This window comes from Enterobacter sp. JBIWA008 (genome assembly GCF_019968765.1).
In the GTDB taxonomy this organism is placed as follows: Bacteria; Pseudomonadota; Gammaproteobacteria; order Enterobacterales; family Enterobacteriaceae; genus Enterobacter.
The window spans coordinates 2,351,794-2,365,195 of sequence record NZ_CP074149.1 but is presented as its reverse complement, the minus strand read 5'-3'; the positions used below and the strand labels follow the sequence as shown (position 1 = coordinate 2,365,195).

General features: G+C 56.0%; 11 protein-coding genes. 8 read left to right on the top strand and 3 right to left on the bottom strand.

The features are described 5' to 3' along the window. Positions 1-108: 108 nt before the first annotated feature. A complete protein-coding gene (locus KGP24_RS11570) occupies positions 109-1,446 on the bottom strand; it encodes a TolC family outer membrane protein (RefSeq protein ID WP_223563416.1) in 1,338 nt (445 codons plus the stop codon). 739 nt (positions 1,447-2,185) lie between these two features. Here KGP24_RS11570 and KGP24_RS11565 point away from each other — a divergent pair. Together KGP24_RS11565 and KGP24_RS11560 are read left to right on the top strand one after the other, a co-directional pair. After that, positions 2,186-2,929, top strand: a complete 744-nt coding sequence (locus KGP24_RS11565; protein ID WP_023311644.1) for a DeoR/GlpR family DNA-binding transcription regulator — start codon at positions 2,186-2,188, stop codon at positions 2,927-2,929. Between the two features lie 13 nt (positions 2,930-2,942). After that, positions 2,943-4,010, top strand: a complete 1,068-nt coding sequence (locus KGP24_RS11560; RefSeq protein ID WP_223563415.1) for an oxidoreductase — start codon at positions 2,943-2,945, stop codon at positions 4,008-4,010. A 90-nt stretch (positions 4,011-4,100) separates the two neighbouring features. Here the strand turns inward: KGP24_RS11560 and cybB are convergent, their stop codons facing one another. After that, positions 4,101-4,631 carry a cytochrome b561 gene (gene cybB / locus KGP24_RS11555; protein WP_223563414.1) on the bottom strand — a complete coding sequence of 177 codons (531 nt, stop codon included), beginning with the start codon at positions 4,629-4,631 and terminating at the stop codon, positions 4,101-4,103. Positions 4,632-4,820: 189 nt separating this feature from the next. Between cybB and gap the strand changes: the two genes are divergently transcribed. Beyond that, positions 4,821-5,822, top strand: coding sequence for a type I glyceraldehyde-3-phosphate dehydrogenase (gene gap / locus KGP24_RS11550; RefSeq protein ID WP_223563413.1), 1,002 nt, complete (start codon positions 4,821-4,823; stop codon positions 5,820-5,822). A gap of 49 nt (positions 5,823-5,871) precedes the next feature. On the opposite strand, the gene KGP24_RS11545 is transcribed toward gap, so the two are convergent. Next, positions 5,872-6,666, bottom strand: a complete 795-nt coding sequence (locus tag KGP24_RS11545; RefSeq protein WP_223563412.1) for a YdcF family protein — start codon at positions 6,664-6,666, stop codon at positions 5,872-5,874. 327 nt (positions 6,667-6,993) lie between these two features. Between KGP24_RS11545 and KGP24_RS11540 the strand changes: the two genes are divergently transcribed. The 5 genes from KGP24_RS11540 to KGP24_RS11520 all read left to right on the top strand — a co-directional run bounded on the left by KGP24_RS11540 (position 6,994) and on the right by KGP24_RS11520 (position 13,340). Continuing rightward, positions 6,994-8,313 carry an MFS transporter gene (locus KGP24_RS11540; protein ID WP_223563411.1) on the top strand — a complete coding sequence of 440 codons (1,320 nt, stop codon included), beginning with the start codon at positions 6,994-6,996 and terminating at the stop codon, positions 8,311-8,313. Positions 8,314-8,471: 158 nt separating this feature from the next. Next, entirely contained in the window at positions 8,472-10,124 is a 1,653-nt protein-coding gene (locus KGP24_RS11535; protein WP_223563410.1) for an MFS transporter, read from the top strand. Between the two features lie 22 nt (positions 10,125-10,146). Next, positions 10,147-11,229: an HlyD family secretion protein gene (locus KGP24_RS11530; RefSeq protein ID WP_223563409.1), complete on the top strand. Its 1,083-nt coding sequence runs from the start codon at positions 10,147-10,149 to the stop codon at positions 11,227-11,229. Next, complete coding sequence (locus KGP24_RS11525) at positions 11,226-12,605, top strand: efflux transporter outer membrane subunit (RefSeq protein WP_223563408.1); 1,380 nt, start codon at positions 11,226-11,228, stop codon at positions 12,603-12,605. The genes KGP24_RS11530 and KGP24_RS11525 overlap by 4 nt, the downstream gene beginning before the upstream one ends. Before the next feature lie 75 nt (positions 12,606-12,680). Continuing rightward, on the top strand, positions 12,681-13,340 hold the full coding sequence (locus KGP24_RS11520; protein WP_223563407.1) for an O-methyltransferase: 660 nt from the start codon (positions 12,681-12,683) through the stop codon (positions 13,338-13,340). Positions 13,341-13,402 lie beyond the last annotated feature (62 nt).

The window sequence follows — 13,402 nt, the reverse complement described above, 5'->3', positions numbered from 1 at the left end:
CAGGTGTACGGATTCCTGTGGATATGTCCACCAGATGGATGTAGCTATCCCTGGGAAAAAACACCCATTATTTTTAGTCTTACTTTGCGCAACACGGCGCGTCTTTTATTAACTCAAATCGGGTAATTTAGCGGCAGCGTTTTTCTCAATTCCAATAAGCGGCATTAAATTATCAACCGCGGCAGCATAATTAATTGCCGAACTCCAGCCGTCATACTCGGCGATTATTTTCGCTGAGGTGGCCTGCCAGACATCCTGCTCAACGCTGAGCAGATCGTTAATGCTCCGCTTGCTCAGGGTGTATTCATTTTTATAAACATCGCGGGCCCGCAGAGCATTTTCCAGCTGTTGCTTCCCCGCCTCCATTCTTCCCCGTGCGCCGGTCCAGTCAGCCTGCGCGACGGAGGCTTTTTGCAGGACATCGAATCGCGCCTGATCGACCTGAGAGGAGGCCATAGCCCGTGCGCCTTCCGCCTGACGAACGCGAGCGGAAACCGCGCCGCCCTGATACAGCGGAGCATCGATATTGAGCTGTATCTGGTCGTCCCAGTACGATCGGTTGTCCGATTCATAACGGGTGCGCCCCCCTTTCAGGCTTAACGTCGGCCAGTGCTGGGACTTCGCCGTTTCCACGCCATACTGGGCAGAGCGCTCCATGTTTTGCGCGGCCATCACCGCCGGTATCAGGGAATAATCTATGCGGTTGAGCGAGTCCGGCTCCACGGCAAGATTCGCGGGCACCGGCGAATAAGCCTCTGCCTGCATCCCGGTTAATACCGCAAGCCTGGCGCGCGCGCTGTTTAAGGCGGCGTGATACTGTGCGACCGTCGCCTGCATGCCCGCAATACGCGTTCGGGTCTGGAGCTCGTCAGACGTGGAACTCACGCCTGCGTCTGCGCGCAGCTTTGCCAGCTGTTCGACGTTTTTGAGCGCCTGAACGTTCTCTTTTGCCGCCTGCAGCAGATCGGAATAGCGTTTGACCTCTACATAGCTAAGCGCCGTTTTTTCCGCCACATCGGAAAGCGTGCCCATCAGCTGATAGCGGTAGCTATCACGCTGGGCGGAAGACTGGCTGATGCTGTTATTGGTCTTGCCAAAATCGTACAGCAACTGCGTCAGGCTCAGCCCCCAGGCGGCTGAATTCTTCAGCGACCCGCTGGAATCGGTGGTCTGGCTGTGCCCTGTACTTCCGTTCAATGATATTTGCGGCATCCAGCCGCTGCGCGCCTCGTCTATTTGTGCCTGGCCAATACCTAATTGCGCGGCCTGCTGACTAATTGACGGATCGCGATCGATAGCAAAAAGAATACTTTCTTTTAAGGTTGTTGTTGCCACCGGGGCAATACCCGCCTGATTACTATTGGCGAACGCCGTATTTATGGCTAATGAAATGAATGCCAGTGCTGCTGTAAATCGGCGTAACATAGGCTTTCGTAATATCGTCATGTTATCTCCCTGACTCTGAGTGATACTCAAGCAAATACCAAAAAAGAGGTATAGATAATTAGACAAATATCTTATTTAGCTATTCTGCTAAATTTCAGGTAATACTCCCCATACCCATTTCCACTGGAGATGAGATCTGCCTGCGTCTTATTTCAATTAAGAATTTACTTATTTCTTAAACTGGTTAGCAGCATAACAAAATGTGGTATAGCTCACTACACCCACAATGTTAATGCGGTGTTACAAGCAAGAAAAAAAATGGGGTTTCTGGACAATACCCTAAAAGTATCCTTTCAGATGAAACATATAAACCCCCTGTTATCTAAGGAAAATTCTTAATTCGTTACGTGTACATCTTTGCGTTAATTTCAGATCGAGTCAGACACAAAGATTTTCAAAGAAGTGTCAGTTTTAGTAACCTAAGTGGTTTGGTAGAAATTAAAAACCATTAAAAAACTAAAGAAAGAAATTTAATTCTGATAATTTTAAAAATATCAGATTTTAAATCCACAAAATGGCAATACAATGGTTACATAACCTAAATTGTTAAATAAAACATAACAATAACATTGTGATTAACATTCAAAACGGCTTACTTATACCTGCTTAATAAAATTTTAATAATCACGCATCTAAATCATCATGTCGCTGTACATCGTCATGAGGACATTCCCCTTCTCTCTGCGTCAAAATGCTGTATTATGCAAATTATTGCGACATTTTGCAGGAATGTACTCTTATGCATAAAACCGCTCGTCAACGCTACGTCCTGGATATCCTCAGCGAACAAGGCCAGGCCAGCATCACTGAACTGGCCGAAAAGCTGCAGGTTTCAGCGGATACCATCCGTCGGGATCTGACCGATCTGGAAAACCAGGGCCTTGCGCAGAAGAACCACGGCGGAGCCATCGCGCTCAACCTCTCCGCGATGAATCGTCAGGGCCGCAATACGCTGCTGCCGGAGACCAAACAGCGCCTGGGTAAACAGGTTGCACAGCAGGTTCCACCGGGCTCCACCCTGTTTCTGGATGCCGGGAGCACGGTGATGGCCGTCGCTACCTTTCTTCAGGGGCCGCTCACCGTCATTACTCCCTCGCTGGATATCGCCCAGCATTTTAGCGACCGGGAAGATATTGAGCTGATCCTGCTCGGCGGGAAATGGGACCACAAGCAGCGACTGTTTGCCGGAAGCGCTACGCTGTCTTTGCTGTCCCGTTATCGGGCAGATATCGCCATTCTTGGGGCGTGCGCTATTCATGCTGAACTCGGTTTGAGCGCCGGTAAAGAAGCGGATGCCGAGGTAAAACGCGCGATGCTCGACGCAAGCCATGCGCACTGGATCGTCGCCGACCACCTGAAAATTAACCGCTGCGAGCCGTATCTGGTTTCCGGGTTATCCAGCATTCAACAACTCTTTTTAGATCGTCCCTGGCCAGAGCTTGGGGACCATAGCGCATTGCAGGTTACAGTGTGCGCGAATTAACGTGGAGAAGGTCATGAGTAAAGTTCAAACAATCAACATTGCGCTGATCGGGTATGGATTTGTCGGTAAAACCTTCCATGCCCCGCTGCTCCAGTCTGTGGATGGGATTAAGCTGGCAGTGGTCTCTTCTCGTGATGAAGAGAAGGTTAAACGCGATCTGCCGGACGTGCAGGTGGTGGCAACACCGGAAGAGGCCATTCAGCATCCTGATGTCGATCTGGTGGTGATCGCCTCCCCTAATGCCACGCACGCGCCGCTGGCGACGCTGGCCCTGAACTCGGGTAAACACGTGGTCGTGGATAAGCCTTTTACCCTCGATATGCAGGAAGCCCGCGACCTGATTGCGCTGGCGGATGAAAAGCAGCTGCTGCTCTCCGTCTTCCACAACCGGCGCTGGGACAGCGATTTCCTCGGCATTAAGCAGGTCATTGAACAAGGCACGCTCGGCAAGGTTAAACACCTGGAATCGCATATTGACCGCTTCCGCCCGGAAGTGCGCGTGCGCTGGCGCGAGCAGAACGTCCCCGGGAGCGGTCTGTGGTTTGATCTCGGCCCTCACCTGATCGACCAGACGCTTCAGCTCTTTGGTCTGCCGCAGTCGGTTCAGGGGAATATCGCGACGCTGCGCGACGGCGCAGAAATTAACGACTGGGCGCACGTGGTCTTAAACTACCCGGAGCATAAGGTCATTCTGCACGCCAGCATGCTGGTGGCTGGCGGTACGGCACGCTTTACCGTCCACGGGGACAAGGGCAGCGTGGTGAAGGCCAGAATCGATCGGCAGGAAGCGCAGCTGCTCTCAGGGGTGATTCCCGGCAGTGAAGCCTGGGGCGAAGACATCGACAGCATGGTGTTCTTTGGGGCAGATGGTGCACCGCAGACGATCCCTACCCCGAAAGGGGATCAGCGCCAGTATTACATCAACGTCCGTGATGCGTTGCTCGGGAAAATCGCCAATCCTGTCCACCCTGTTGAGGCATTAGCGGTGATGGCCGTGCTGGAAGCGGCGGTGAAGTCGTCGGAGACGGGGTCAACGCAGGCGCTGGCGTTAACTGCTGAAGAGCTTGCGCTGCTGGGTTAAAAAATATGCCGGGTGGCGCTGCGCTTACCCGGCATACGATTCACAACCGTTTGTAGGCCCGTGCAAGCGAAGCGTCGCCGGGCGAGATGACTACTGACGCTTTTTAGGCATCATGCGCAGAAGAGTATTATCTTTCCAGAAATAGTGATGCATCAGCGCCGCCGCCGCGTGCAGGCCAATCACAAAATAGCCCAGGTTCGCCAGCGTCTCGTGCCATTCTTTCAGCACATCAACCAGGTCAAAATTTGATTCCGCCGCATGCGGCATCGCCATGCCAAAAGCAAACCATTCGCTGCCCCGGTTATACATCATCACAATGCCAATCAGCGGCAGCGCAATAAACAGCAGATACACCACCAGGTGACCCAGATGGGACAGCCCCGTCACCATCGCCTTTGGCTTCGGCTGAATCGGTGGCGCGCGGAATTTCAGGCGAACCAGCAGGCGCGTTACCATCAGCACCAGGATACCGATCCCGCACGAGACGTGGATCATATTGATCAGTGGACGTGCGGTGCGCGGGAAGAAACCTTTGAATTCCATGGCGCAGTAGGCGACGATGATTAACAGAAACACCAGCCAGTGGATGCCGATTTGCAGGCTTGTATATTTAGTGCGCATGTGATTTTCCGATTAAAAACAGTTACCGCGCCAACATAATCCCCTTTCCTTAAAAATTCATTAACTTTTCTGTATGGTTTTTCAAATACTTCCTCCCGCATGAAGCATCTTCAATTGCCGCCCTGCCCGTGATGGTCTAAGCCTGGATGAGTTCAAACTGTCGCATCGACACGTTTACAGGAGAACACCATGAGTAAAATTGGCATTAACGGCTTTGGACGCATTGGGCGCCTTGTACTGCGTCGCCTTCTTGAAACCCAGGACAGCAATACCGTCGTCGCGATCAACGACCTCACCTCACCAAAAGTGCTGGCCTACCTGCTCAGGCATGATTCCAACTACGGTGGCTTCCCGTGGAGCGTGGATTTCACCGAGGATGCGCTGATTGTGGACGGTAAAACCATTGCGGTGTACGCCGAAAAAGAGGCGAAGCACATTCCGTGGAAAGCCGCAGGTGTGGATATCGTCGTGGAGTGCACCGGTTTTTATACTTCCGAAGAGAAATCACGGGCGCACCTGGACGCCGGCGCAAAAAAAGTGCTGATCTCTGCGCCTGCGGGTGACATGAAAACCATCGTTTACAGCGTGAATGACGACACCATTGACGCCAGTGACACCATTATTTCCGTCGCATCCTGCACCACCAACTGCCTCGCCCCGCTGGCAAAAGCCCTGAACGATGCGTTTGAAATAAAAGTGGGAACCATGACCACCATTCATGCCTATACCGGTACCCAGGCGCTGGTGGACGGCCCGCGCGGGAAAGATCTTCGCGCCTCGCGGGCGGCGGCAGAGAATATCATTCCCCACACCACCGGTGCGGCAAAAGCTATTGGTCTGGTGATCCCTGCGCTCAGCGGCAAGCTGAAGGGCCACGCGCAGCGCGTGCCGGTAAAAACAGGTTCGGTAACCGAGCTGGTGGCGATTATGGGCAAGAAAGTGACCGTTGAGGAGATCAACGCCGCGCTGAAAAAGGCGACTCAGGGCAATAAATCGTTCGGATATACCGACGAAGAGATTGTGTCGTCCGACGTGATTGGCTCGCATTATGGTTCGGTGTTTGACGCTACGCAGACGGAGGTGTCAGAAGCGGGAGAGCTGCAGCTGGTGAAAGCGGTAGCGTGGTATGACAACGAGTACGGTTTCGTGACGCAGCTGGTGCGGACGCTGGATAAGTTTGCGGCGCTGTGATTCTTTCCCCTAACCCTCTCCCCAATGGGGCGAGGGAATTGTTCCGTGTTTAGATTATCTTACGCTCCCCCTTCAGGACCGGATCCTGCTGCAGCTGTTTCCACGCGGCAATCACCGCCTCAGGAAAGTCAACGTGCGCGATAAAATCCCTTCCGGCCGGGCCATAGCCGTTAACGTCATCATACAGCCGCGGCAGCTCCCCCAGAACCAGCGAAAGGTAACGCTCAACGGGCCAAACTCCTGCGTTGCCCCCGATAAATTCCACGCCATCTTTACCGTTTTGCAGCGCTGGCGTAAACCCCGGATGGCTGATCCACTGCGGCGATGCGAGTTCATCGCGGCACACGCGGGCAAACGTCGCCATCGTGCGGCGCTGCATCGTCGGATCCTGCACCACCAGCACCCGCCCGGTCGTTTGATGGTGCTGATTCAGCATGTTCCAGCTAAAACGCGCGTTTTCACCGCAGTTGGTGGATTGGTCTTCAATCCACAGACGCGCCTCGGGGATCTGCCAGAACTCCCGCGCAATGTCGGCAAGAATGCGCGCTTCCGCCCGCCCAGCCACCGGGACGGTGTGATAACGCGGATGACTGCCGACGGCTGCGTATAAAAAGGTGGTCGAGTGGCCGATGCCGCCGCTTATCAGGAGCGGCACATCTTTCTGAGAGGCAATCCGGCAGGCCGCGTCAATGGTCGGGATTACCGCGTTCCCAGCCAGAATCACCGCATCGACGTCCGGGTGCTGGCGGCTGCCGCTCAGGTCGTCCTGCGCCAGCCATTCACCGACAGTATTGATGGCCGCCAGCGTGGCGTCCGCCAGAAGGGGAAAATGGGGCTGAACCATGGGGAACTCCTCACGTTGTTGAATCGCCGAATTTATCATTTTTCTGAAATAACCAGAAACATCCAAAAATCATCGGGTTGCACCTGCCTATTATGCTTTTGATTTCCAGCCTTACAAAACATTGTATTGTGCAGACGGCATGAAAAAGCACCCAGCGCTGCTTATTTCACCGTGATCTGACCAGTTTTATCCCCCCTGCGCTTGCCAAAAACAACATCCAACCCTAAGTTGCTTAACAATTTCACAACCTTTTTCATCATCACAGGTTGCACCTGAAGCGCGCCAGGTGACACCTCATACATCATCAACGTGGCGGGGTTTCAGGTCATGACAGAACATGAAAGTACGACGACGGTATTACGAAAAAATAAGAAGGTCCTAATCGCCAGCCTTACCGGGAGCGCCATTGAATGGTTTGACTATTTTCTCTACGGTACGGCGGCCGCGCTGGTCTTCAATAAGATCTTTTTCCCGATGGTCGATCCGGTGATCGGACTCATTCTCTCGTATCTCTCTTTCTCATTAACCTTTTTTATTCGTCCGATTGGCGGGGTACTTTTCGCCCATATTGGCGACCGCATCGGACGTAAAAAAACTCTCGTTCTCACGCTCTCCTTGATGGGAGGTGCAACCGTTATGATTGGCCTGCTGCCCACGTATGAGATGATTGGCCTGTGGGCGCCCGCTCTGCTGATCCTGATGCGTATCATTCAGGGGATGGGCATCGGCGGTGAATGGGGCGGCGCGCTGTTGCTGGCCTACGAATACGCACCAGAAAAACGTAAAGGCTTCTTCGGCAGTATTCCGCAGGCGGGCGTGACCATCGGCATGCTGATGGCGACCTTTATCGTCTCGCTGATGACGCTGTTCAGCGAGGAGGATTTTCTCTCCTGGGGCTGGCGCATCCCGTTCCTGCTGAGTTCGGTTCTGGTGTTGCTCGGCCTGTGGATCCGCAAAGATATCGATGAAACGCCCGATTTTAAGAGAGTGAAAGCGTCCGGCCAGGTGGCTAAGGCTCCCCTGCGCGATACGCTGAAACATCACTGGCGTGAAGTGCTGATTGCCGCCGGTTTGAAGGTCGTGGAAACCGCACCCTTCTATATTTTCTCTACGTTCGTGGTGAGCTATGCCACCAGCACGCTGAGCTATCAGAAATCGCAGGCGCTGGAAGCCGTGACGCTGGGAGCCCTGGTGGCCACGGTTATGATTCCGTTAATGGGGCTGCTTTCGGATAAAATTGGTCGTCAACGCATGTATGCTACCAGCGTCTTCATCCTGGGTTTATTTATCGTGCCGTGGTTTATGCTGCTCAATACCGGGACAACCTGGGGAATTGTGCTCGCCACAGTCATCGCCTTTGGCGTGCTGTGGGCACCGGTAACGGCGGTACTCGGCACGCTGTGCTCTGAAATCTTTAGTGCAAACGTGCGCTACACCGGCATTACGCTCGGCTATCAGCTTGGGGCCGCGCTGGCCGGCGGTACCGCGCCGCTGATTGCCACCGGCCTGCTGGCAAAATATGACGGCGACTGGGTTCCGGTGGCCTGGTATCTTGCCGTCACGGTGGTTATTTCCTTAATCGCGATTCTCTGCGCCAGCCGCGTTAAGCGCACCTCACTTATCGGGGCGCAGCCCGAACGTCTCTGACAGTTCCCGGCCCGACTTTCGGGCCGCTCTTTTTCCTTAAATTTCCCTTCACCATTTGATTAACATGCGCAAATCATATTCACTTGAATTATCATTTGCGACAGTCGTAGAATCGCTAGCCCGCTAATTATTCAATTATTTCTAAGGTAAACGACGTTATGCGCCTGCCCGAACGCGACCCTTATGCTCCTCGCGAGTGGCAGCCACATGAAAAACCCGCTCTGCTGGGTTCGCCCTCCACGCCTGAGCACGCTACGCCAAAACGCATTGCCTACGGCATCGTGGGCCTGCTGGTCTGCCTGACGGGTGCCCTGGGAAATGCGGTGGTGACCGCCAACCTGCAAAATTTGCAGGGCACGTTCGGCGCCTGGTCTACCGAAATTGCCTGGCTGCCCGCGGTCTACGTCATGACCAACATTTCCATTAACCTGCTGCTGGTGAAGTTCCGCCAGCAGTACGGTTTGCGCGCCTTCACGGAAGGTTTTCTGGTGCTGTACGTGCTGGTGACCTTTTTCCACCTGTTCGTTAACGATCTCAGCTCGGCGCTGATGGTTCGCGCCGCGCACGGGATGGTGGCCGCCGCGCTCAGCTCGCTGGGGATTTACTACCAGATCCAGGCCTGGCCTGCGAAGCACCGCCTGAAGGCGCTCACCATCGGCATTACCGGGTCGTCGCTCGCCATTCCTCTGGCGCGTCTGTTTTCCACCGAGCTGCTGCAGCTGGACGAGTGGCGCGGGCTCTATTTCTTCGAACTGGGGCTGGCGCTGATCTCCCTGGCCTGCGTAATAGCCTTAAAACTGCCGCCGGGCGACCGGCGTAAAGTCTTCGAAAAAAAAGACTTTATCACCTTCTTTTTAATGGCCCCCGGGATGGCCCTCCTCTGCGCCGTGCTCTCTTTAGGCCGTCTTGACTGGTGGTTCGAGGCGCCCTGGATCGGCTGGTCGCTGGCGCTCTCGCTGGTGCTGATTGTCGCTGCCATCGTCTTTGAACATAACCGCGCCAACCCGCTGCTGAACACCCGCTGGCTGTCGAGCGGCAGCATCGTCCGTCTGGGGCTGATTATGCTGCTGATCCGCATCGTGCTGGCAGAGCAAAACACAGGCGTCATCGGCTGGCTGCAGTACGTGGGGCTACAGAACGAACAGATGACCCACCTGGCGTGGTCCATTTTCGCCGGGATCGTCTGCGGGATCGTCACCAGCTGTCTCACCATCAAGCCCACCAAACTGGCGTGGCCGATTATTACCTCCCTGGCGCTGATGATTGTTGCCTCACTGCTGGACAGCCAGTCCAATAATCTGACCCGACCGGATCAGCTGATGTTAAGCCAGTTCCTGCTGGGCTTCGGCAGCGCCTTCTTCCTCGCGCCCGCCATGCTGGCCGCCATTGGCGGCGTGATCGCAGACCCGCGCAACCTGGTCAGCTTCTCGGTGATGTTTGGTATGAGCCAGAACCTTGGCGGCCTGCTGGGCTCCGCCATCCTCGGCACCTTCCAGACCTGGCGCGAGAAGTACCACTCCAGCCTGCTGGCGGACCAGCTCACCACGCTCAATCCGCTGGTCAACGAGCGCATCCAGGCTTACACCCAGATGTACCAGAGCCTGATTGGCGACAGTTCGCTGCTGGGAGTCCAGGCGGTAACGCAGCTGCAAACGGTGACCGCGCTGGAGGCGAATATTCTGGCCTACAACGATACTTATCTGCTGACGGCGAGCATCGCTGCCGCCACGCTGGTCTGGATTTTATGGCGCTTGCTGCGCCTGCGCATCACTGCCCGTATGGCGCTTAAGAACGCCACCGGCAAAAAATAATTGAAATATTTCTGGAGAGTTTATGAGTCAGCAGGATGCCGCCAAAGAGCAGGCCAACACGCGCAAAAATGTGCGGATTGTTTCCGTTTTCACCGCCGCCGCCATCGGTATTGTTGGCGTGCTGGTGATCCTTTATGCGTGGCAGCTACCGCCGTTCACTCGCCACACGCAGTTTACCGATAACGCCTACGTGCGCGGCCAGACGACGTTCATCAGTCCCCAGGTGAATGGCTATATCACCGAGGTAAAGGTTCAAGACTTTGCGCAGGTTAAAAAAGGCGACCTGCTGCTGCAGATTGATGACCGCATCTATCGTCAGCGCGTGCATCAGGCAGAGGCGCAGCTGGCGATGAAAATTGCCGCGCTCAATAACAACCTGCAGCAGCGTAAAAGCGCCGAAGCGACGATCGCTAAAAACGACGCGGCGCTGAAAAATGCCCGCGCCCAGAGCCTGAAAACGCAGGCGGATTTAAAGCGGGTTAAAGAGCTGACGTCTGACGGCTCGCTATCCATTCGCGAACGCGACGCCGCGCTGGCCAGTGCCGCCCAAGGCAGCGCCGATATCGACCAGGCCAAAGCCACGCTTGAGATGTCGCGTCAGGATCTGCAGGCGGTGATTGTCAATCGCGGTGCGCTGGAGGCGGATGTCGAAAACGCGAAAGCGGCGCTGGAGCTGGCGCAGATTGACCTGCAAAACACCCGCATTATCGCCCCGCGCGACGGCCAGCTCGGCCAGATTGCCGTGCGTCTCGGGGCGTACGTGACCGCCGGGACCCACCTCACCACGCTGGTTCCGCCGCAGCACTGGGTGATCGCCAATATCAAAGAGACGCAGCTCGCAGAGCTGCGCGTCGGTCAGCCTGTCAAATTCACCGTCGATGCCCTGAACGACAAAGCGTATCAGGGCCGCGTGGAGAGCATCTCGCCGGCAACCGGGGTTGAATTCAGCGCCATCACGCCGGATAACGCCACCGGCAACTTTGTCAAAATCGCTCAGCGTATTCCGGTGCGCATCGAGGTGCTTGGTAAGCCTGAAGAGTCCGCCCTGCTGCGTCCGGGCATGTCGGTGCAGGTAACGATTGATACGCGGGAGGGCAAACAATGACCCTTCGCCCGATAGCCGGTCTGGTGCTGGCGGTGACGCTGGCCGGATGCCAGTCCGTCGACGTAAAACCGGCGCAGCCGACGCTGCAAATCCCCGCCCAGTGGCGCGCCGATTCCGGTCCTGCCAGCCCGGCGGAGCGGCTCTGGTGGCGCAATTTTCATGACAACAACCTCAACCGCTACGTGGATCAGGCGCTGAAGAACAACAGCGACGTGCTGATCGCCCGCGAACGAATTAACGAGTATCAGGCGCGGGTCTTTGCGGCCGACGGCAGCCTGTTTCCGTCGCTTGACGCGGGCGTAACCGGGACGCGCGCCCGTTCGCAATCCGCCGCGACCGGGCTGCCTGTCTACGGCACGCTTTACAGAGGGAGCCTGACGGCGAGCTATGACGTTGATATATGGGGCGTCAACCGCAGCACCTCGCGCGCTGCCGAGGCCTCGCTGGAGGCGCAAAAAGCCGCCGCCGCCGCCGCGGATTTGACCGTCGCCTCGTCCGTTGCATCCGGCTACGTCACCCTCCTCGCGCTGGATCAACAGCTGCGCGTGACCGAGTCCACGCTGAAATCGCGCGAGGAGGCATTTAACCTCGCGAAGCGTCAGTTTGAGACGGGCTACAGCTCGCGCCTGGAGCTGATGCAGTCGGATTCCGAACTGCGCTCAACGCGGGCGCAGGTGCCCGTGCTGCAGCATCAGATTGCACAGCAGGAGAATGCCCTGAGCCTGCTGCTGGGAAGCAATCCCGGGGCGGTGGCGCGCAGCGAAAGCTTCGCGGCACTTACGCCGCTGACGCTGCCGTCACAGCTGCCTTCTTCGCTTCTGAACCGTCGGCCGGATATCGTTCAGGCTGAACGACAGCTGGTTGCGGCTGACGCCTCGCTTGCCGCGTCGCGCGCGAGCCTGCTGCCGTCGATCAACCTGACCGCAACAGGGTCGATACAGGATCGCACTCTATCCGGCCTGCTGGACAACCCGCTTCAGCTCTGGAGCGTCGGAGGCAGTATTCTCGCTCCGCTGCTGAACCGCCAGGCGCTGAATGCGCAGGTGGATATTTCCCAGTCCCAGCGTAACCAGGCGCTGTACGCCTACGAAAAAACCGTGCGTAACGCGTTTGCCGAAGTGAACAACAGCCTTGATGCCATTACGCGCTATCAGGAACAGCTGACGGAGCTGCTTGCCCAGCAGGATGTAGCGCAGGAGACGCTGCGCATTGCGCAGAACCGCAATCGCAACGGCTACTCCTCCTATCTGGACGTGCTGGACGCACAGCGTACGCTGTACTCGGTTCAGACCAGCGTCGTGCAGGTGAAAAATAACCTGCTGCTGGCACAAATTGATTTGTACAGAGCGCTGGGCGGCGGCTGGAAGAGCGTGTGAACCCGGTTTGCGCGCTGATGCACTTACCCCGGACCTCTCCCACAGGGAGAGGGCGAAAAACCAAGGAGTCAATCTATGCAACAACAGTGGTCTGCAGTAGATAATTACATGATTTCTTCGCTTATCCCTGACGATGACGTACTTCATCAGGTACTGGAAAACAACAAGCGCGCCGGGCTACCCGAACACGATGTTGCGGCCAATCAGGGACAGCTGCTGGCACTGTTCGTGCGCATGACGCAGGCAAGACGCATTCTTGAGATCGGTACGTTGGGCGCCTATAGCTCAATCTGGATGGCGCGCGCCCTGCCGCCGGACGGAAAGCTGATTACGCTTGAGGCTGACCCGACGCATGCCGATGTTGCCCACCAGAATATTCACCTCGCGGGGCTGAACGATCGTATTGAACTGATTGAAGGCCCGGCGCTGAACTCGCTAGAGAATTTCGGTGACGTTCCGCCGTTCGACCTGATCTTTATTGATGCCGATAAGCCAAACAATCCCGGCTATCTGGAGTGGGCGTTGCACTACTCCCGCCCGGGTACGGTGATTATCGGCGATAACGTGGTGCGCGAGGGCGAAGTGATTAACGGGCAAAGCGACGACGCGCGCGTGCTGGGGGTGCGGCGTTTTATTGAGATGACAGGGGATAACCCGCGCCTAACCGCCACCGCGCTGCAAACGGTGGGGGTTAAGGGATGGGATGGGTTTACGCTGGCGATAGTGAACGGCTGATAAAATGTGCGGGCTGATGCCCTCACGCGCCCCTCTCCCAGAGGGAGAGGGATAAAACCGGG

Coding starts and splice junctions, on each gene's coding strand:
- KGP24_RS11570 (WP_223563416.1), bottom strand. CDS start 1,446: ATGACGATATTACGAAAGCCTATGTTACGCCGATTTACAGCAGCACTG.
- KGP24_RS11565 (WP_023311644.1), top strand. CDS start 2,186: ATGCATAAAACCGCTCGTCAACGCTACGTCCTGGATATCCTCAGCGAA.
- KGP24_RS11560 (WP_223563415.1), top strand. CDS start 2,943: ATGAGTAAAGTTCAAACAATCAACATTGCGCTGATCGGGTATGGATTT.
- cybB (WP_223563414.1), bottom strand. CDS start 4,631: ATGCGCACTAAATATACAAGCCTGCAAATCGGCATCCACTGGCTGGTG.
- gap (WP_223563413.1), top strand. CDS start 4,821: ATGAGTAAAATTGGCATTAACGGCTTTGGACGCATTGGGCGCCTTGTA.
- KGP24_RS11545 (WP_223563412.1), bottom strand. CDS start 6,666: ATGGTTCAGCCCCATTTTCCCCTTCTGGCGGACGCCACGCTGGCGGCC.
- KGP24_RS11540 (WP_223563411.1), top strand. CDS start 6,994: ATGACAGAACATGAAAGTACGACGACGGTATTACGAAAAAATAAGAAG.
- KGP24_RS11535 (WP_223563410.1), top strand. CDS start 8,472: ATGCGCCTGCCCGAACGCGACCCTTATGCTCCTCGCGAGTGGCAGCCA.
- KGP24_RS11530 (WP_223563409.1), top strand. CDS start 10,147: ATGAGTCAGCAGGATGCCGCCAAAGAGCAGGCCAACACGCGCAAAAAT.
- KGP24_RS11525 (WP_223563408.1), top strand. CDS start 11,226: ATGACCCTTCGCCCGATAGCCGGTCTGGTGCTGGCGGTGACGCTGGCC.
- KGP24_RS11520 (WP_223563407.1), top strand. CDS start 12,681: ATGCAACAACAGTGGTCTGCAGTAGATAATTACATGATTTCTTCGCTT.